General features: G+C 70.9%; 19 protein-coding genes. 11 read left to right on the top strand and 8 right to left on the bottom strand.

Annotated elements, in window-relative coordinates; translation table 11 throughout:
* Positions 1-7: 7 nt before the first annotated feature.
* Positions 8-421 carry a hypothetical protein gene (locus E3O50_RS00725; RefSeq protein WP_174774615.1) on the bottom strand — a complete coding sequence of 138 codons (414 nt, stop codon included), beginning with the start codon at positions 419-421 and terminating at the stop codon, positions 8-10.
* 83 nt (positions 422-504) lie between these two features.
* Here E3O50_RS00725 and E3O50_RS00720 point away from each other — a divergent pair, with 83 nt between their 5' ends.
* Positions 505-1,500, top strand: a complete 996-nt coding sequence (locus E3O50_RS00720) for a ribokinase (RefSeq protein WP_134446234.1) — start codon at positions 505-507, stop codon at positions 1,498-1,500.
* Positions 1,501-1,529: 29 nt separating this feature from the next.
* Here E3O50_RS00720 and E3O50_RS00715 read toward each other — a convergent pair whose 3' ends face one another.
* Positions 1,530-1,898 (bottom strand): sterol carrier family protein, encoded by a 369-nt coding sequence (locus tag E3O50_RS00715; protein ID WP_134446233.1) that lies wholly within the window; start codon positions 1,896-1,898, stop codon positions 1,530-1,532.
* An 85-nt stretch (positions 1,899-1,983) separates the two neighbouring features.
* Here E3O50_RS00715 and purD point away from each other — a divergent pair, with 85 nt between their 5' ends.
* The 4 genes from purD to E3O50_RS00695 all read left to right on the top strand — a co-directional run bounded on the left by purD (position 1,984) and on the right by E3O50_RS00695 (position 5,677).
* Entirely contained in the window at positions 1,984-3,252 is a 1,269-nt protein-coding gene (gene purD, locus E3O50_RS00710; RefSeq protein ID WP_134559276.1) for a phosphoribosylamine--glycine ligase, read from the top strand.
* An 88-nt stretch (positions 3,253-3,340) separates the two neighbouring features.
* On the top strand, positions 3,341-4,306 hold the full coding sequence (locus E3O50_RS00705) for a phosphoribosylaminoimidazolesuccinocarboxamide synthase (protein WP_134446231.1): 966 nt from the start codon (positions 3,341-3,343) through the stop codon (positions 4,304-4,306).
* Between the two features lie 58 nt (positions 4,307-4,364).
* A complete protein-coding gene (locus E3O50_RS00700; protein WP_134446230.1) occupies positions 4,365-4,742 on the top strand; it encodes a VOC family protein in 378 nt (125 codons plus the stop codon).
* Positions 4,743-4,840: 98 nt separating this feature from the next.
* On the top strand, positions 4,841-5,677 hold the full coding sequence (locus tag E3O50_RS00695) for a VOC family protein (RefSeq protein WP_134446377.1): 837 nt from the start codon (positions 4,841-4,843) through the stop codon (positions 5,675-5,677).
* An 18-nt stretch (positions 5,678-5,695) separates the two neighbouring features.
* On the opposite strand, the gene E3O50_RS00690 is transcribed toward E3O50_RS00695, so the two are convergent.
* On the bottom strand, positions 5,696-6,580 hold the full coding sequence (locus E3O50_RS00690) for an alpha/beta fold hydrolase (protein ID WP_277870849.1): 885 nt from the start codon (positions 6,578-6,580) through the stop codon (positions 5,696-5,698).
* On the opposite strand from E3O50_RS00690, the gene E3O50_RS18975 reads away from it, so the two are divergent.
* Positions 6,512-6,718 (top strand): hypothetical protein, encoded by a 207-nt coding sequence (locus tag E3O50_RS18975; RefSeq protein WP_166790655.1) that lies wholly within the window; start codon positions 6,512-6,514, stop codon positions 6,716-6,718. The two genes, E3O50_RS00690 and E3O50_RS18975, sit on opposite strands and share 69 nt — an antisense overlap.
* Before the next feature lie 51 nt (positions 6,719-6,769).
* Here E3O50_RS18975 and E3O50_RS00685 read toward each other — a convergent pair whose 3' ends face one another.
* Both E3O50_RS00685 and E3O50_RS00680 read right to left on the bottom strand, forming a co-directional pair.
* A complete protein-coding gene (locus E3O50_RS00685; protein ID WP_134446228.1) occupies positions 6,770-7,873 on the bottom strand; it encodes a LacI family DNA-binding transcriptional regulator in 1,104 nt (367 codons plus the stop codon).
* Positions 7,874-8,575, bottom strand: coding sequence for a TetR/AcrR family transcriptional regulator (locus tag E3O50_RS00680; RefSeq protein WP_134446227.1), 702 nt, complete (start codon positions 8,573-8,575; stop codon positions 7,874-7,876).
* Between the two features lie 270 nt (positions 8,576-8,845).
* On the opposite strand from E3O50_RS00680, the gene E3O50_RS00675 reads away from it, so the two are divergent.
* The 3 genes from E3O50_RS00675 (at position 8,846) to purQ (ending at position 11,200) form a co-directional block, all read left to right on the top strand.
* Positions 8,846-10,153 (top strand): aminotransferase class V-fold PLP-dependent enzyme, encoded by a 1,308-nt coding sequence (locus E3O50_RS00675; RefSeq protein ID WP_241975186.1) that lies wholly within the window; start codon positions 8,846-8,848, stop codon positions 10,151-10,153.
* Positions 10,154-10,226: 73 nt separating this feature from the next.
* Positions 10,227-10,502: a phosphoribosylformylglycinamidine synthase subunit PurS gene (gene purS / locus E3O50_RS00670; protein ID WP_134446225.1), complete on the top strand. Its 276-nt coding sequence runs from the start codon at positions 10,227-10,229 to the stop codon at positions 10,500-10,502.
* Positions 10,502-11,200: a phosphoribosylformylglycinamidine synthase subunit PurQ gene (gene purQ, locus E3O50_RS00665; RefSeq protein ID WP_134446224.1), complete on the top strand. Its 699-nt coding sequence runs from the start codon at positions 10,502-10,504 to the stop codon at positions 11,198-11,200. The genes purS and purQ overlap by 1 nt, the downstream gene beginning before the upstream one ends.
* Before the next feature lie 130 nt (positions 11,201-11,330).
* Here the strand turns inward: purQ and mgrA are convergent, their stop codons facing one another.
* From mgrA to E3O50_RS00650, 3 genes are all read right to left on the bottom strand, one after another.
* Entirely contained in the window at positions 11,331-12,356 is a 1,026-nt protein-coding gene (mgrA, locus tag E3O50_RS00660) for an L-glyceraldehyde 3-phosphate reductase (protein ID WP_134446223.1), read from the bottom strand.
* Positions 12,357-12,436: 80 nt separating this feature from the next.
* The gene (locus tag E3O50_RS00655; protein ID WP_134446222.1) at positions 12,437-13,780 is read right to left on the bottom strand and encodes a sigma-70 family RNA polymerase sigma factor; all 1,344 of its coding nucleotides are present in this window, start codon (positions 13,778-13,780) and stop codon (positions 12,437-12,439) included.
* Entirely contained in the window at positions 13,780-14,130 is a 351-nt protein-coding gene (locus E3O50_RS00650) for a YciI family protein (RefSeq protein ID WP_134446221.1), read from the bottom strand. The genes E3O50_RS00655 and E3O50_RS00650 overlap by 1 nt, the downstream gene beginning before the upstream one ends.
* A gap of 214 nt (positions 14,131-14,344) precedes the next feature.
* Here E3O50_RS00650 and purL point away from each other — a divergent pair, with 214 nt between their 5' ends.
* Together purL and E3O50_RS00640 are read left to right on the top strand one after the other, a co-directional pair.
* Positions 14,345-16,651, top strand: a complete 2,307-nt coding sequence (purL, locus tag E3O50_RS00645; protein ID WP_134558111.1) for a phosphoribosylformylglycinamidine synthase subunit PurL — start codon at positions 14,345-14,347, stop codon at positions 16,649-16,651.
* Positions 16,652-17,012: 361 nt separating this feature from the next.
* Positions 17,013-17,738 (top strand): hypothetical protein, encoded by a 726-nt coding sequence (locus E3O50_RS00640; protein WP_134558112.1) that lies wholly within the window; start codon positions 17,013-17,015, stop codon positions 17,736-17,738.
* Positions 17,739-17,784 lie beyond the last annotated feature (46 nt).

Here is a 17,784-nt window from a genome sequence, read left to right as displayed (position 1 = left end):
ACTATCTTTACAGCGTATTGGCGCTGGATGTTGGGGGGTCGTCTGCCTCGGAGGGAGCGTTCGTCTCGCTCACGCCGTAGACGCCCAGTCTATCGACGACGATCGTCTGGACCGAGCGAACGGTGAATCGGTCGATCACGATCGCCACGAGCGCACCGAGCGCGAGGCCTACGACGACCCCGACGAGGAGGAGGAATCCGAAGACCTGGAGGAGTCCGAATTCGGCCGTCTGGGGGAAGCCGACGGTGAGGATCAGCGCGGTGACCGCCCCGAGGACGGCGCCGACGATCATGAAGTTGAGGTAGCGCGGGGAGCGACGTACGGTCGCCGCGGCCTGGCCGACGAGGACTTCGGGGACGGCCGCGCCCGGGGCGGGCTGCACGGGGGCGATGTCGTTCCCTGGCTGCTCGGTTGCGCTCATGGGGACATTCTCGCACGCGCGCCCCGGGAGTGCGCCGGGAGCCGGCACGGGGCGGGACGTGGCGCGGGTGCGACACTGGACGGGTGAACAGGATTGCGGTGCTCGGAAGCGCGAACATGGACCTCGTCGTGCGCCAGCCGCGACTTCCCCGGCCGGGCGAGACGATCTTCGGCCACGACTTCGCCCTTGTGCCCGGGGGTAAGGGACTCAACCAGGCGGTCGCTGCCGCCCGGCAGGGTGGCGCTGTCGACTTCCTCGGCGCGGTCGGACGCGATGCCTACGGGACGGAACTCCGGGCGCTGCTCGTGGCCGAAGGCATCCGCGTGGACGGTCTCGACACAGTCGACGGGCCGACAGGCACCGCGCACATCACGGTGCTCGATTCCGGCGAGAACTCGATCGTCGTCGTCTCCGGCGCGAACGCCGCCGTGACGGTACTCGACCCGGGGCAGCGCGCGGTGATCGCGGCGGCGGACTTCCTCGTGCTGCAGTGCGAGCTTCCGGTGTCAGCGCTCGTTGAGGGGCTCGCGGTCGCTCGGGCGTCGGGCACGTTCACGGTTTTCACGCCCGCTCCGGTCGTGCCGCTGCCTGCGGCGTTCCTCGCGGGCGTCGACCTGGTCGTGGCCAACCGTCTCGAGGCCGAGGAGCTCACGGGTGAAGCGGATGCCGCGCGCGCGGCAGAATCCCTGAGCGCGCGCCGCGGCTGGGCGATCGTCACCCTCGGCGACGAGGGGTGCGTTGTCGCCCGCGGCGGCGTCGCACTCGGGCTCGCGCCGGCCCGGCCGGTGCGCCCCGTGGACACCACCGGGGCCGGGGACACCTTCGTCGGCGCGCTCGTCGCCCGGCTCGCCGAGGGTTCCAGGGGTGCTGTGGCTGCTGCAGGTGCTGAAGTGGCTCCGGATGCCGCGGTCACGGGCGCCGCGGAATCCGGTACCGGGGGTGCTCGCGTCGGGGTTTCGGAGGAGGCGATGATCGACGCCATCCGCTGGGCGACGGTCGCGGCATCCGTTTCGGTCACCCGGGCCGGCGCGACGGCATCGATGCCGACCCGGGCCGAGGTGGCCGCGATCCTCGCCTGACCCCCTCGCGAGAAACGCGGGAGGCGCGGTTACGGGGTGAGGCGCAGCGGCAGGTGCGCGGCGAGGTCGGCGCGCTGTCCGCTCGCGTGGATGCGCCCACTCGCGAGACCGTCGGACCAGGCGAGCTCGCCGGTCGCGAGGGCGAGCCAGGTCGCGGCATCCGTTTCGACGACGTTGGGCGGGGTGCCCCGGGTATGCCGGGGGCCCGCGATGCACTGCACGGCGCCGAACGGCGGAACGCGCACCTCGAGGGTGTTGCCGTTGGCCTCTTCGGAGAGCAACTGCAGGGTGTAGCGCACGGCGAGCGCACGGATGTCCCTGCTCGCGCCCGCCGGGTCCGCCGCGTAGCCGCGCACCGCGGCGCGGCCCACCCCGTCGTCGATCCTCGCCTTGGCCATCCCCCCATTCTGCCGGTTTCCCGGCCAGGGACGCCCCGCGCCTAGTGGCCTAACTCCAGTGACCGGCATCCGGTAGCCTGAACCGGTGAGAATTCTGGTCCTCGGTTCCGGTGCCCGCGAGCACGCCATCATCACCGCGCTGCTCCGCGAGGAGCCCCGCCACGAGGTCGTCGCCGCGCCCGGCAACGCCGGCATCGCCGCCGCGGTGCCCGTCGTCGCCCTCGACCCGAACGTGCCCGGCGCCGTCACGGAGTACGCGATCGAGCACGGCGTCGACCTCGTCGTCATCGGCCCGGAGGCTCCCCTCGTCGCCGGCGTCGCCGATGCGCTGCGTGCGCAGGGCATCCCGGTGTTCGGCCCCGGCCGCGCCGCCGCGGCCCTCGAAGGCAGCAAGACCTTCGCCAAGCGCATCATGGACGAGGCCGGCGTCCCGACCGGCCGCGCCGAGCGCGCCGGCACCCTCGCCGAGGCGACCAGCGCCCTGGACGCCTTCGGGGCGCCATACGTCGTCAAGGCCGACGGCCTCGCCGCCGGCAAGGGCGTGCTCGTCACCGAGGACCGCCTCGCCGCCCTCGCCCACGCAGAATACTGGCTACAGCACGGCGGCGTGCTCATCGAGGAGTTCCTCGCCGGCCAGGAGGTCTCCCTGTTCTTCCTGAGCGACGGCCACACCGTGCTGCCGCTCTCCCCCGCGCAGGACTACAAGCGCCTCGCCGACGGCGACCTCGGCCCGAACACCGGCGGCATGGGCGCATACTCGCCGCTGCCCTGGCTCGACGCCGGCTTCGGCAGCGAACAGGCCTTCGTCGACGAGGTCCTCGATACGATCGCCCTGCCGACCGTCCGCAGGCTCGCCGCCGAGGACACCCCCTTCATCGGGCTGCTCTACTGCGGGCTGATTCTGACGGATGCCGGCATCCGGGTCATCGAGTTCAACGCGCGTTTCGGTGACCCCGAGACCCAGGTCGTGCTGCCCCGGCTGTTGACCCCGCTCGCGGGGCTGCTGCTCGCGGCGTCCACCGGCGGGCTCGGCGGGATGGCGCGGCCGGTGTTCTCGGCAGAGTCCTGCGTGACCGTCGTGCTGGCGAGCGAGAACTACCCGGAGACCCCGGTCACGGGGCGGGCGATCACAGGGCTCGATGCCGCATCCGCCGTCGACGGCGTCACGGTCGCGCACGCCGCGACGGCCCTCGTCGACGGAAGACTCGTCTCCACCGGCGGCCGGGTGCTGAGCGTTGTCGCGCTCGGCGACGGGTTCGCCGAGGCCCGCAGCCGCGTGTATGCCGCCCTCGCCGAGATCGCCCTCGAGGGTGCGCAGTTCCGCACGGACATCGCCGCCCGCGTCGTCGCCTGACCTGTAGCTCCGCGAAACGGCCTCCCCGCAGGCACGGCCGGAGGGGCGGGTTTGGCGCGCGGGCGGGCCGGTGCGGGAGAATGGGGCCGTGACCGCACTCGACCAGCCGACCGCATCCACCCCTCTCGACCTCCCGGGCTGGCGCCACGCCTATTCCGGCAAGGTCCGCGACCTGTACGTCCCGGCCGATCCGGCAGCGGATGCCGCAGCCCCCGACCTGAACGCCGCCTCCCGCGTGCTCGTGGTCGCGAGCGATCGCGTCAGCGCCTTCGACCACGTGCTCGAGCCCGGTATCCCGGGCAAGGGCGTGCTGCTCACGACGCTCAGCCTCTGGTGGTTCGGGCAGCTCGCCGGGATTCCCAACCACCTGCTGGCGAATACTGCCACCGCTGGTACAGACGACGCCGCGGGCATCCCGGCCGCCGCCGCGGGCCGCGCCATGCTCTGCAGGACCCTCGACATGTTCCCGATCGAGTGCGTCGTGCGCGGCTACCTCACCGGCTCGGGCTGGAAGGAATACCAGGCCAGCCAGACGGTCTGCGGCCTGCCGCTCCCGGCGGGGCTGCAGAACGGCGACCGCCTGCCCGAACCGATCTACACGCCCGCGTGGAAGGCCCCGATGGGCGAGCATGACGAGAACATCTCCTTCGAGCGCACCGTCGAGCTCGTCGGCGCCGACGTCGCCGCCGAGCTGCGCCGCCTCTCCCTCGAGATCTTCCGCCGGGCATCCGTCATCGCCGAACAGAACGGGGTGATCCTCGCAGACACCAAGTTCGAGTTCGGCGCCGACCGGGCGACCGGAGAGATCACCCTCGCCGACGAGGTGCTGACGAGCGACTCGAGCCGCTACTGGGACGCCGTACTCTGGCAGACCGGCACGACCCCCGAACAGCGGATGTCCAGCTTCGACAAGCAGATCGTCCGCGACTGGCTGAGCGCGCACTGGGACCAGACCGGCACACCCCCGGCGCTCCCGGAGGACATCATCGAGCGCACCGCCGCCCGCTACCGCGAACTGCTCACCCGGCTCGCCGGGGACACCCCTGTCGCCTGACCGACGCGCGCGGTCACAGGACTCGGCGCCCGGCGCCGCCGAATGTTACGCTCCCGACATGCGAATCAAGATGTGCAGCGTCCACGTGAAAGACCCCGCCACCGCGTTCGATTTCTACACGTCCGTCCTCGGATTCGAGAAGCTTCTGGCCATGCCGGAGCACCAGCTGTACATCGTCAAGTCCACGGAGGACCCGGACGGCGTCGGCCTCCTGCTCGAGCCGAGCGACAACAAGGTCGCCGCGAAGTACGCCCAGGGCATCCGTGCCCTCGGCCTGCCCGCGATCGTCTTCGGCAGCCCCGACGTCCGCGCCGAATACGAGCGCCTCGGCCGTCTCGGCGTGCAGTTCACGAGCGAACCGTACACGGATGCCTTCGGCACCTCCGTCCTCTTCGACGACACCTGCGGCAACCTGATCCAGCTGCACCAGGACTGACTTCCCCCGCCCGTCGTGGGCGGAATACCGGGGCGGGGGCATCCGTTGACGCAGGTGTGACCAGATCTGCATCAGAACTCCTGCCCGCGGCGACCGGAATGGGCGCCGTCACCCTGCGCGTCGGCAACCTCGACCGCATGATCGCGTACTACCGCGACGCCGTCACGCTGAGCCCGCTCAGCCAGGACGGCCCCATCGCCGTGATGGGGCGCGGCACGACCCCGATCGTGATCCTCCAGCACGCGCCGGAACTCGCAGCCCCCGAGCCCCGCTCGAGCGGCCTGTTCCACACCGCGATCCTGTTCGAGACCCAGGCGCAGCTCGCCGCGGCGGTCTACTCGGTCGCAACGAAGCATCCGGGCACCTTCACCGGCAGCGCCGATCACCTCGTCAGCCAGGCGTTCTACTTCACCGACCCCGAGGGCAACGGTATCGAGCTCTACTGGGACCGCGACCGCACCGAGTGGAGCTGGGCCCACGGCCAGGTCGAGATGGCCACCCTCGCCCTCGACCCCAACGTCTTCATCGGCGAGCACCTCACCGAGGAGGGCGTGTCCGATCCCGGTGCAGGCAACGCCATCGTGGGTCACGTGCACCTCTCCGTCGGCGACGTGCCCACCGCCCGCGCCTTCTACGTCGACCGGCTCGGCTTCGAGGCGACCGCGAACTTCGGCCCGTCCGCGCTCTTCGTCTCGGCCGGCGGGTACCACCACCACATGGCGATGAACACCTGGAACAGCGCCGGCTCGGGCAGGCGCCGCCTCGCCCTCGGCCTCGGCGAGGTCGACATCGTGCTGCCCGGTGCCGACGGCCTCGGTGCGCTCACCGAGCGGATGTCCCACTTCGGCATCGCGACCCGGCACGACGGGCAGACCCTCGGCTTCGACGACCCCTGGGGCAACCAGATCGTGGTGCGCACGGCGCTCCCCGCCTGACGAAGGCGGGCGCGCGGCCTACTGCTGGGGCTCGACCGGCGGATGCGCGCGGTCGCGACCCCAGAACTCGTCGAGCAGGTCGGCGGTCGCCTCCGGATTCTCGAGCTGCGGCGAGTGCGCGGCCTCCGGGATGATCGCATACCGGGCATCGAGCAGGCCGGCCATGCTCGCCTGCCAGTCCTGCGGCCAGGCCGGGTCGTCGACTCCGTGCGCGACGAGGGTGTCGAGACCGGTCGCGAGCAGCTCGCCGGTGGTGTCGTTCTCGTCGCTGAGGATCGCTGCCGCACCGAGCAGCTGGTCGTCGCTCGTTGCCCCCATCCGCAGACGGCGGAACGCTTCGTCGGCGGTCAGGGCTGCGTCCGGAAGACCGACGGTGTGCGGGTTGTCCTCGTTCCACCACGCCGCCGAACCGCGCTCGCGGACGATCGCCGCCTCGCGCTCCATCCGCCCCGCCCAGCCGTGCGGACCGGAGCAGAGCAGGGTGACGTCGAGGAAAGCCCCCGGCGCCAGGATCGCCGCGGCCCGGGTGACGACCCCGCCGAAACTGTGGCCGAGCAGGTGCACGGGTTCGCCGCCGCCGACGAGTGCGGCCACGGCGACGACGTCCCTGGCGAAAGCTTCGAGCGTGTAGTTCTCGGCGCCGGCGGGGGCCGCGGAGTCCGCCTGCCCGCGCTGGCTGTACGACCAGGCGTCCCAGCCGCGCTCGGCGAGCAGCGGCAGGAAGCCGCCGAAGTCCTCCTTCGAACCGGTGAAACCCGGCACGAGCAGCACGACACCGCGAGCGGATGCCTCCGGCCGCGCATGCAGGCCGTCACGCGCCCGACGGGAAGGTCGATGCCGACGTTGGCGACCGCATCCGCCAGCGGGACCGGCAGGGTGCCGAACCGCGGGACCCCTGGCCACCCGTCGAACGACCCGGCGGACGACCCGGCGGACGGGCTCGTACGGGCCTCGGCCGAATGCCGCCCGGTCACGGACGGGCCGGCGGACGGGCCGGCAGTCGGGTCGATCGTGCTCATGGTGCGCTCCATTCCGGCCTGACGGCCGGGCTGCCGCCGTGCTGCCGCGGATTCCCAGCCTAGGCGACGCTGGTCAGGACGGGAGGGTGCCCTCCGAGCTTTCGCGGAGCAGGACCTTCACGGGCAGGCGCGCCGTGATCGGCGGCTGGTCGGGGTGCTCGATCCGGCTGAGCATCGCCCGGATCGCCGTCCGCCCGAGCTCGACCATCGGCTGGTACACCGTCGTGAGCCGCGGGGTCGACAGGCGGCCGGTCTCGATGCCGTCGAAGCCGGTCACGATCACGTCCTCCGGCACCCGCACGCCCGCCGGCACGAGCACGTCGAGCATGCCGAGCGCGGTCCGGTCGTTCGCGCAGACGAGGGCCCGCGGCATCCGCCCGGTGGTGAGCAGCGTTTCGGCGAGCCGGCGGGCACGGATGCGGGAGAAGTCGCCCTGCAGGATCGTCGCGGCGGCGGGGTCGAGGCCCGCCCCCTCGAGAGCTTCGACGAAGCCCTGGTACCGCTCGGAGCTGTCGGGTGAGTCGGCGGGGCCGGCGACGAAGGCGAGGTCGGTGGTGTCGCCGCTCTCCAGGAGGTGCGCGGTGAGCGCCCGCATGCCTTCCCGGTTGCTGACGCTGACGTGGTCGAAGTCCATCTCGGCGCATCGGCGCGGGCCGCCGATCAGTACGACGGGGATCCGCCGCGAGACGTGCTTGAGGAGTTCGTCAGGGACGCTGCCGGCGAGCACGGCCACCGCGTCGACCCGCCCGGCGATGTCCCGCAACATGTCGGCGGGATTGGCATCCCTGCCGACGCCGACCATGAGGGCGAAACCGTGGCGCCAGGCCTCGCGCTCGCTGCCGCGCAGCACCCCGTCGAAGGAGAGGTTCGGCGGGGCGACCTCGCTGCCGCCGGCCCTGTCGACGACCATCGTGACCGACAGGTCCTGCACGAACGGGGCTTCTCCCCGGTCGTCCTCGTCGTCGATGCCGGGGAAGAACAGGCCGAGGACGCCGGTGCGCTGGGCCGCGAGGCACCGTGCACTGGCGCTCGGCACGTAGCCGAGGGCCTGCACGGAGTCGAGGACCCGCTCCCGGGTCGACTCGCGCACGTCATGCGGACGGCGCAGCACCCGGGACACCGTCGCGATCGACACCGCCGCGTGGGCGGCTACGTCGTAGACGGTCGCAATCTTCACTCAGCGTCCGGAACCGGCACCGGATGCCGCGCGCTTGGCGCGCCGGGTGAGCCCGTGCACCGCGGCCTGGAACTCGCGGGCGGCGAGCGGCCGGCCGGGCAGCCGGGGCCGGTCCGTGGCCGGCAGCCGCAGGCCGTCGAGCACGATCGCAAGCTGCCTGCGCCACTGGCCGGTGTGGCCGCCGCCGTGCGTGCCGAGGGAACCGACCATGGTGACCAGAACCGCGAGATCGACCGCGTCGACATCCGCCCGGAGTGCACCGTCCTTCTTGGCGCGGGCGACGAGGCCGGCGATCACGGCCTGGAACTCGGTGCCCTTGCCGCTGCCCGGGTCGATGACCTCCATGCGCTTGAGAATGTGCGGGAGCGCCGGATCGGCGACAAGCCACTCGGCGACACGCTCCATGTAGAGCTCGATGCCGGCCCAGGCCGTCGGAGCAGCGGCGATCTCATCGCGGACGGTCGCGAGTTCGGCAAGCGCGATGTCGTAAAGAGCGCGCACGAGGTCGTCCCTGGTCGGGAAGTTTCGGTAGAGCGTGGCCACGCCGACGTCTGCGCGGCGGGCGATCTCCTCGAGCGAGGCGTCGACCCCGTTCTGCGCGATGAGAGCCCGCGCCTCGACGATCAGGCGCTCTCGGTTCTGCCGGGCGTCGCGCCGACGCGGTTGAGCGCCGTCCTGCGGGGTCGGTTCGGACGAAGTCATGGAGACGATTGTAAGTCCCCCAGCTATGACGAGTCGGAGGGAATCCTCCACGTCGCCTGTGCCTGCGCCCGGAATCCCTCGTCCGGGATAGAATCTCGCCGGAGAACCGGGTCTCACATGCGAACCCGTGAATCTCGCCGGAGAACCGCAGTGGTCCGACCGACGGCCCGCAGCATCCCTGAGAACCGAGGACTCCCGATGACGCCTCCCCCCGATCCGAGCCGCACCGCCGGCGAGGGCACGGATGCCCACCTCGTCTTCGCCCGCCGGATGGACCGGATCGACGGGCTGGCCCACTACCGTCGGCAGTTCGTGGGCACCGAAGCCGGCACAGCGGCGGGTGCCGCGGCCGATCCGTTCGTCTACCTCGACGGCAATTCGCTCGGCCGGCCGACCCTCGCGAGTGTCGGGCGGATCACCGAGTTCCTGACCCACAACTGGGGAACCCGGCTGATCCGCGGCTGGGACGAGGAGTGGATGGAGCTTCCGTTCCGGATCGGCGACGAACTCGGGCGGGTCGCGCTCGGCGCGGCGCCTGGCCAGGTCTTCATCGGCGACTCGACGACCGTACTGCTCTATAAGCTCGCCCGGGCCGCGGTGGACTACCGCAGGGTCGGCTCCGAACCGGCGCGCACCGAGATCGTGCTCGACACCGACAACTTCCCCACCGACCGGTACCTGATCGAGGGCATCGCCGCCGAGCGCGGCCTGACCCTGCACTGGATCCACTCGGATCCCGCAGGCGGGGTCTCACTCGACCAGGTGCGCGCGGCGATCGGCCAGCAGACGGCGCTCGTGCTGCTCAGCCACGTCGCCTACCGCTCCGGGTTCCTCGCCGACATGCGCCGGATCACCGCGGCGGCGCACTCTGTCGGCGCCCTCGTGCTCTGGGACCTCAGCCACTCTGTCGGCTCCGTTCCCGTCGAGCTGGACCTCTGCGACGTCGACCTCGCCGTCGGCTGCTCGTACAAGTACCTGAACGGCGGGCCGGGGGCGCCTGCCTTCGGCTACGTGCGCCGCGACCTCCAGGACGTGCTCACCCAGCCGATCCAGGGCTGGATGGGCACGAAGGACGTGTTCACGATGGGGCCGGGGTATCACCCGGCCGACGGCATCCGCCGGTTTCAGAGCGGGACGCCGCCGGTCGTCGGCATGCTCGCGATGCAGGACACGATCGCGATGATCGGCGAAGCGGGCATCGAGGAGGTGCGGGCCAAGTCGGTCGCGCTCACCGAATTCGCGATCACCCTCGTCGACGAGTGGCTCGTACCGCTCGGCGTGCGGCTCACGTCGCCGCGCGACCACACCCACCGCGGCGGCCACGTCACGGTCAACCACCCGGCGATGCGGCAAGTCACGACGACACTCTGGGAACACGACGTCATCCCCGATTTCCGCGGGCCGGAGGGCTTGCGGATCGGGCTGTCGCCGCTCAGCACGAGCTTCGTCGAGACGCTCGAGGGGGTCGCGGCGATCCGCGACGTGCTGCGCGGGGTCCTGCTCGGGCAGGCGGGCCTCGCGCCGGGGACCGGGATCGCGGCGGGGTTCGGGCAGAGTGGCCCCGGCAACGGGCGGTAACAGCCGACCCGGGCCCGGGCCGTGTGGACTGTAGAATCGAGGCATCCACGCCCCCGACGTCTCGGAGTGAACCATGCCAACCATCGTCGTTGAAGTTATGCCCAAGGCCGAGCTGCTCGACCCGCAGGGAAAAGCCGTCGCCGGCGTCCTCGGCCGCCTCGGCAAGACCCGCTTCACGAGCGTTCGCCTCGGCAAGCGTTTTGAACTCACCGTCGACGGGCCCGTCGACGAGGCCGTGCTCGCCGAAGTGCGCGAACTCGCCGACTCCGTGCTCTCCAACGCCGTGATCGAAGACGTCGTCGGCATCCACGTCGTGGGCGCAGACAGCACAGTCGGGGTCTCCGCCTGATGCGCATCGGCGTCGTCACCTTCCCCGGATCGCTCGACGACCGTGACGCGCAGCGCGCGATCCGGATCGCGGGCGCCGAACCCGTCGCGCTCTGGCACGGCGAGCACGACCTCCGCGGTGTCGACGCGATCGTGCTGCCCGGCGGCTTCAGCTACGGCGACTACCTGCGCGCGGGCGCGATCGCGAGCCTCTCGCCGATCATGGCCGAGGTCATCGACGCCGCGAACAGCGGCATGCCGGTGCTCGGTATCTGCAACGGTTTCCAGATGCTCACCGAGGCGCACCTGCTCGAGGGCGGGCTGATCCGCAACGACCACGGCTCGTTCATCTGCCGCGACCAGCAGCTGCGCGTCGAGAACACCGACACCGTCTGGACCAGCGGCTTCGCGAGCGGCCAGGAGATCACCATCCCCCTGAAGAACGGCGAGGGCGGCTTCATCGCCTCCGCCGAGACCCTCGCAGAGCTCGAAGGCGAAGGCCGCGTCGTGGTGCGCTACGTCGGACTGAACCCGAACGGCTCCCTCAACGACATCGCCGGCATCACCAACGCCCGCGGCAACGTCGTCGGCCTGATGCCGCACCCCGAACACGCGGTCGAGGCCGGCTTCGGTCCCGACACCGCGTCCGCGATGCGCAGCGGCACCGACGGGCTCACGTTCTTCACCTCGGCGATCGAGCGGATGCTCGCGAGCGCGTAACCCGCACCCCGCAACGCCCGGTCCCGCAACGCCCGGTCCCACAACACCCGGTCCCGCGAAAGCGGGTGAATCGTCGTTTCCAGTGCCGCAGAACGACGATTCACCCGCTTTCGCGAACAGGGGCCTCGGTTTAGACGGCGGCGGATGCTTCCCACAGGTTGATGCCGGCGTCGACGGCGTGAGCGTCGATCGCGTCGAGCTCCGCGGCGGTGAACTCCAGGTTCTCCACGGCGGCGACGTTGGCCTCGAGCTGCGCGACCGAGGACGCCCCGATCAGCGCCGACGTCACCTCCGGGCGCCGCAGCACCCAGGCGAGGGCGAGCTGGGCGAGCGACTGCCCGCGCTCCCCGGCGATATCGGTGAGGGCACGGATGTGGACGAGCGTCTCGTCGCTGACCATGTCGCGTTTCATCGACCCGGCCCGCGCCGCCCGCGAGTCCGCGGGCACCCCGTGCAGGTACCGGTCGGTGAGCAGTCCCTGGGCGAGCGGAGAGAACGCGATGCAGCCGACGCCGAGGTCTTCGAGGGTGATCAGCAGGTCGTCCTCGACCCAGCGGTTGAACATCGAGTACGAGGGCTGGTGGATGAGCAGCGGCGTGCCGAGGTCGGCGAGGATCGCCGCGGCCTGCCGGGTGCGCTCTGGCGAGTACGAGGAGATCCCGGCGTAGAGGGCACGGCCGCTCGTGACGGCGGTGTGCAGCGCGCCCATGGTCTCCTCGAGCGGGGTGTCCGGGTCGGCGCGGTGCGAGTAGAACACGTCGACGTAATCGAGGCCCATCCGGCCGAGCGACTGGTCGAGGCTCGCGAGCAGCGACTTGCGGGATCCCCATTCGCCGTACGGGCCCGCCCACATGTCGTAGCCGGCCTTGGTCGAGATGACGAGTTCGTCGCGGTGCGGCCGGAAGTCCTGCTTCAGGTGAATCCCGAAGTTGCTCTCGGCGCTGCCGTACGGCGGGCCGTAGTTGTTGGCGAGGTCGAAGTGCGTCACGCCGAGGTCGAAGGCGCGGCGCAGGATCGCTCGCTGCGTCTCGAGCGGGGTGACCCCGCCGAAGTTCTGCCACAGCCCGAGCGAAACGGCCGGGAGCTTGAGGCCGCTCTTCCCGGTGCGGCGGTAGGGCATGGACTCGTATCTGGTGTCAGCCGGAAGGTAGGTCATCCCTTCATCGTGCCACGGTGCATCCGCTCGCGCAGGGGGTGCCCGCCGCGGAGGTCAGGACCCACCCTGTGCGTTGCCTCTTACAACGGATGCCGACGGTCCAGCAGCCGGAGCTGGGCCGCGGATCCGGTGAGCTCGCGTGCCACGAGGGCAGCAGCGCCGGCCTCCGGGTGACGCCCCAGTCTGCGGAGCAGCTCGGCCCGGGTCGCGTGGAACCAGAAGTAGTCGTCGAGGCCGCCGATCCGGTCGACCACGGCGAGCGCCGCGGCCGGGTCGCCGCTCTCGGCGAGGGCGGCCGCCCGGTTCAGCCGCACGACCGGGCTCGGGTCGAGGGCGAGCAGCACGTCGTACCAGGCGATGATGGCGTCCCAGTCGGTGGTCGCGGCATCCGCGGCCAGGGCGTGGCAGGCGGCGATCGCGGCCGTGACCGCGAACCGCTCCGGGCGGATGCTGCTGCCGCGGATCGCGGACGCGGCGAGCTCGATGCCTTCCGCGACGCGGGAGCGATCCCAGAGACTCCGGTCCTGGTCGGCCAGGAGGACGATGTCGCCGTCGCCGTCGAACCGGGCGCGTAATCGGGAGTGCTGGAGCAGCATCGTCGCGAGGAGTCCCTCGAGCACGGGTTCGCCCGGCATCAGCTCGACGAGCAGCCGCCCCAGCCGGATCGCTTCCTCTGCAACGGATGCGCCGGGCGGCCCGGATGGCGCGGTCGGCGGGGGCAGCGCAGCCGAGCCGGGCGGCGCCTGCGAGCCGGGCGGCACGGAGGACTCAGGCCGCGCCGACACGGGGGCAGGGGCATCCGCCGACCGGGAAGCGTAGCCCTCCGTGAACAGCAGGAACACGGTCGTCGCGACCGCGCCGAGCCGGCCGGGCAGTTCCCCCGCGTCGGGCACGCGGTAGCGGATGCCGGCGTCGGCGATCTTGCGTCGCGCCCGGGTGAGGCGCTTGGCCATCGTCGCCTCTGAAACGAGGAGCGCCCGGGCGACCTCTGCGACGCTCAAACCGCAGAGCACGTGCAGGCTGAGCGCAACCTGGGCCTCCTGCGCGAGCGCCGGATGGCAGCAGGTGAAGATCAGCCGGAGCTGGTCGTCGCGGACGATGCCGGGCGGGGTCTCGTCGGGTGCCCGTTGCACGGCCAGGATGATCGCCTCTCGTTCCTTGTTCGGCCGCGCGCCCTCCCGCCGGAGCAGGTCGATCACCCGCCGCTTGGCCGCAAGGGTGAGCCACGCGCGCGGATTCGGCGGCACGCCGAGTCGACGCCAGGTCTCCAGGGCGCTGATGGCGGCGTCCTGGACGGCGTCCTCGGCGAGGGCCAGATCACCGGTCAGACGGATGACGGTGGCCAGCACCCGGCGCCGCTCCGCGACCAGGAGCGCGGCGAGGGCCCCGGCCGGGTCGGTGCCACCGGCATCCGTCGCCGTCATCACATCAGGGTCGGGACCGTCGGACGCACCTCGACGACGCCGTTCCAGGCGGCGGGGATCGCGGCCGCGTGCCGGATCGCCTCGTCGAGGCTGTCGCACTCGAGCAGGTAGAAGCCGGTCAGGGCCTCTTTGGTCTCGGCGTACGGGCCGTCGCCGATCACGACGTCGCCGCCCTTGCCGCCGGTGACCCGCACGGTCGTCGCGGTCTGGGTCGGGTAGAGCGCGGCACCGCCGCGGATCACCGCCTCGGCATCGCGGCCGAAATCGCGGTACTCCTGCATCTCTGCCGCCTGCTCCGGGGCGGTCCAGTCGACGTCACGGGTGTAGGTCAGGGCAACATAGCTGGGCATGGTGACTCCTTCATCGGGGATTTCATCGAATGACCCATCGGGAACGGTGGGATCTACTCTAGGAACGAACGGGGCGGTCCCGAAAGGACATCGGCGGCCGAATCTCCGACAACTGTTCCCGCTGCGGTGAGAGCGGGATCGGAACGGGGGGTGCAGGGGAGGCAACCGGTAGACTGGGCGCGCCAAGCATCCGCTATCTCTGGGAGAACGCCACGTGACCGCAGTTACCACCACCCCCTCCCGCGGCATCGCCGACACCGTCGCGAACGCGATCGCCACCCCGGACAAGGACCAGCCCTTCGGCGCCCTCGGGCTGACCGAGGGCGAGTACCAGGAGATCCGCACGATCCTCGGCCGCCGCCCCACGAGCGGCGAGCTCGCGATGTACTCGGTGATGTGGAGCGAGCACTGCTCATACAAGAGCTCGAAGAAGTACCTGCGCCAGTTCGGCGACAAGGTCTCCCCCGCCATGAAGAAGAACCTCATGGTCGGCATGGGCGAGAACGCGGGTGTGCTCGACGTCGGCGAGGGCTGGGCCGTCACCTTCAAGATCGAGTCGCACAACCACCCCTCCTACATCGAGCCGTTCCAGGGCGCCGCGACCGGCGTCGGCGGCATCGTGCGCGACATCATCTCGATGGGCGCCCGCCCGGTCGCCGTGATGGACGCCCTCCGCTTCGGCCGCATCGACGACCCGGACACGGCGCGCGTCGTGCACGGCGTCGTGTCCGGCATCTCGTTCTACGGCAACTGCCTCGGCCTGCCGAACATCGGCGGCGAGACCTGGTTCGACTCGGTCTACCAGGGCAACCCGCTCGTCAACGCGCTCTCGGTCGGCGTGCTCCGCCACGAGGACCTGCACCTCGCCAACGCCCGCGGCGTGGGCAACAAGGTCGTGCTCTTCGGGGCCCGCACCGGCGGAGACGGCATCGGCGGGGCATCCATTCTCGCCTCGGACACCTTCAGCGCCGACGGCCCGACCAAGCGCCCCGCGGTGCAGGTCGGCGACCCCTTCGCCGAGAAGGTGCTCATCGAGTGCTGCCTCGAACTGTTCCGCGACAAGCTCGTCGAGGGCATCCAGGACCTCGGCGCGGCCGGCATCAGCTGCGCGACCTCGGAACTCGCCTCGAACGGCGACGGCGGCATGTACATCCAGCTCGAAAAGGTGCTGCTGCGCGACCCGACGCTCACCGCCGAGGAGATCCTGATGAGCGAGAGCCAGGAGCGGATGATGGCCGTCGTCACGCCGGAGAAGCTCGAGGGCTTCCTCGCGATGACCGCCAAATGGGACGTCGAGACGAGCGTGCTCGGCGAGGTCACCGACACCGGCCGGCTCGTCATCGACTGGAACGGCGAAGAGATCGTCAACGTCGACCCGCGCACGGTCGCGATCGACGGCCCGGTCTACGACCGCCCGGTCGCCTACCCGACCTGGATCGACGCGCTGCAGGCCGACTCGGCCTCGGCTCTGCCCCGGTCGACGGATGCCGCGGACCTGCGCGCGCAGTTCCTCTCGCTGCTGGGCTCGCCCAACCTCGCAGACCCCAGCTGGATCACCGACCAGTACGACCGCTACGTGCTCGGTAACACCGCGCTCTCCTTCCCCGACGACGCCGGCATGATCCGCATCGACGAGGAGTCTGGCCTCGGCTTCGTCATCGCGACCGACGCCAACGGCCGCTACTGCCAGCTCGACCCGTACCGCGGCGCCCAGCTCGCCCTCGCCGAGGCGTACCGCAACGTCGCAGCGACCGGAGCGGTGCCGGTCGGCATCAGCGACTGCCTCAACTTCGGCTCCCCCGAGAACCCCGAGGTCATGTGGCAGTTCGAACGCGCCGTCACGGCCCTCGCCGACGGATGCCTCGAGCTCGAGATCCCCGTCACCGGCGGCAACGTGTCGTTCTACAACCAGACCGGCGACCAGCCGATCTACCCGACGCCCGTCGTCGCCGTGCTCGGCGTGATCGACGACGTCGCCCGCCGCGTGCCGAGCGGCTGGCAGGACGACGGCCACAACATCTACCTGCTCGGCATCACCCGCGAGGAACTCGACGGCTCGGCCTGGGCCGATGTCGTGCACGGGCACCTCGGCGGTATGCCGCCGGTCGTCGACCTTCCCGGTGAGGCGCGGCTGGCCGGCCTGCTCAACGCGGCGTCGATCGAGGCGCTCATCGACAGCGCACACGACCTGTCTTCCGGCGGGCTCGCGCAGACTCTCGCCGAGGCCGTGCTCCGGTTCGGGGTCGGAGCCCGCGTGTGGCTCGGCGACATCTGCGAGCGGGACGGGATCGACGCATCCGTCGCCCTGTTCTCGGAGTCGGCCGGCCGCGTCATCGTCTCGGTGCCGCGCGAGGACGACGTGAAGTTCCTCGGCCTCTGCGAGGGCCGCAACTACCCGGTGCTGCGCATCGGCGTCACCGACAACACCCTCGATGCCCTCGAGATCCAGGACGTCTTCACGGTCTCCCTCGCCGACCTCCGCTCCCGCCACAGCTCCACCCTCCCCGCCCACTTCGCCTAGCCCGGGCCTCCCGCCCCCGCCGCTCCCCCGGGAACGGGCGTGTGGTGCGCGAGAGTACGAAAATGGCCCCTTCACGACATCCGAAGGGGCCATTTTCGTACTCTCGCGGTCCCTGGCCGCCGGACTGTGGATAGAACGCGCGCTCGTTCGTGGGAATCGGCATCATCGGGGGATGAAACGACGTCGCGAACTTCCCCCCGCGTTGCGTGGCCGACACTTCACCACCCGCAGTGGACGCCACGAGGGCGTATCGCGGAAGCGAATGAGGGGCGCGGACCTTGAGCAGCCGTTTCACGGCATCCGCTCACCACGATTGGGACCAGCAACGATCGCGACGCTCATAGCGGCATACTCCGAGCGGATGTCGACGGCCCAGTTCTTCAGTCACGTGACGGCAGCGCACCTGCACGGTCTTCCCCTCCCCCGGAGGTTCGCGACGTCCGGCGTCATTCATATCTGCGTCGACGACCCGGCGGAACGGCAGAGAGTGAGAGGGACCGTCGCGCACCACGCGCGACCAGGCACCGTACGCCTGGTCGATATCGGCGGTTATCGCGTGGCCGCACCGGTCGATGTCTGGCGCCAGCTCTCTGCCGTGCTCAATCTGGATGAACTCATTGTGATGGGAGACGCCCTGGTCGGAGGGAGGCGACCCCTCGCGACCATGGCCGAGCTGCGTACCGGCGTGGCGCGTCACGCAGGCAAGCGCGGCGCACGGCGGCTCAGAGAAGCGCTCGACTGGGTCCGCCCCGGCGTGCTCTCACCGCGGGAAACCGAGATCCGGCTCCTCCTGGTGCGGGCCGGCCTTCCCGAGCCGGAAGTGAACGCTCCCCTAACGGATAGGTCGGGACGGAGGATTGCGACGGGCGACCTCGTCTACCGGGAATATCGAGTGCTCGTTGAGTACGACGGCGAGCAGCATCGAACGGACGAAGAGCAGTATCACTGGGACATCGATCGGCTCGATGCGATCATGGAAGCCGACTGGCGGGTGGTTCGCCTGAACAAGACACATCTTCGACTCAAGAGCGCGTCGGCCGTGCGCAAGGTCGACACCGCACTTCGGGACCGCGGCTGGCGCCCCTGACCCATCCGGCCGTCGCATTCGCGCCGACCCAGCCCCCGGCATCCCT

This window comes from Cryobacterium sp. MDB1-18-1, from assembly GCF_004402735.1.
Lineage (GTDB): Bacteria > Actinomycetota > Actinomycetes > Actinomycetales > Microbacteriaceae > Cryobacterium > Cryobacterium glucosi.
This window is presented reverse-complemented; position numbering and strand designations above follow the sequence as displayed.

Excerpts from the sequence above, each read along its gene's own strand:
- E3O50_RS00725 (WP_174774615.1), bottom strand. The coding sequence starts at position 421 with ATGAGCGCAACCGAGCAGCCAGGGAACGACATCGCCCCCGTGCAGCCC.
- E3O50_RS00715 (WP_134446233.1), bottom strand. The coding sequence starts at position 1,898 with ATGGCCAAGGCGAGGATCGACGACGGGGTGGGCCGCGCCGCGGTGCGC.
- E3O50_RS00700 (WP_134446230.1), top strand. The coding sequence starts at position 4,365 with ATGCGAATCAAGATGTGCAGCGTCCACGTGAAAGACCCCGCCACCGCG.
- E3O50_RS00695 (WP_134446377.1), top strand. The coding sequence starts at position 4,841 with ATGGGCGCCGTCACCCTGCGCGTCGGCAACCTCGACCGCATGATCGCG.
- E3O50_RS18975 (WP_166790655.1), top strand. The coding sequence starts at position 6,512 with ATGCCGACGTTGGCGACCGCATCCGCCAGCGGGACCGGCAGGGTGCCG.
- E3O50_RS00680 (WP_134446227.1), bottom strand. The coding sequence starts at position 8,575 with ATGACTTCGTCCGAACCGACCCCGCAGGACGGCGCTCAACCGCGTCGG.
- E3O50_RS00675 (WP_241975186.1), top strand. The coding sequence starts at position 8,846 with ATGGACCGGATCGACGGGCTGGCCCACTACCGTCGGCAGTTCGTGGGC.
- purS (WP_134446225.1), top strand. The coding sequence starts at position 10,227 with ATGCCAACCATCGTCGTTGAAGTTATGCCCAAGGCCGAGCTGCTCGAC.
- purQ (WP_134446224.1), top strand. The coding sequence starts at position 10,502 with ATGCGCATCGGCGTCGTCACCTTCCCCGGATCGCTCGACGACCGTGAC.
- mgrA (WP_134446223.1), bottom strand. The coding sequence starts at position 12,356 with ATGACCTACCTTCCGGCTGACACCAGATACGAGTCCATGCCCTACCGC.
- E3O50_RS00655 (WP_134446222.1), bottom strand. The coding sequence starts at position 13,780 with ATGACGGCGACGGATGCCGGTGGCACCGACCCGGCCGGGGCCCTCGCC.
- E3O50_RS00650 (WP_134446221.1), bottom strand. The coding sequence starts at position 14,130 with ATGCCCAGCTATGTTGCCCTGACCTACACCCGTGACGTCGACTGGACC.
- E3O50_RS00640 (WP_134558112.1), top strand. The coding sequence starts at position 17,013 with ATGTCGACGGCCCAGTTCTTCAGTCACGTGACGGCAGCGCACCTGCAC.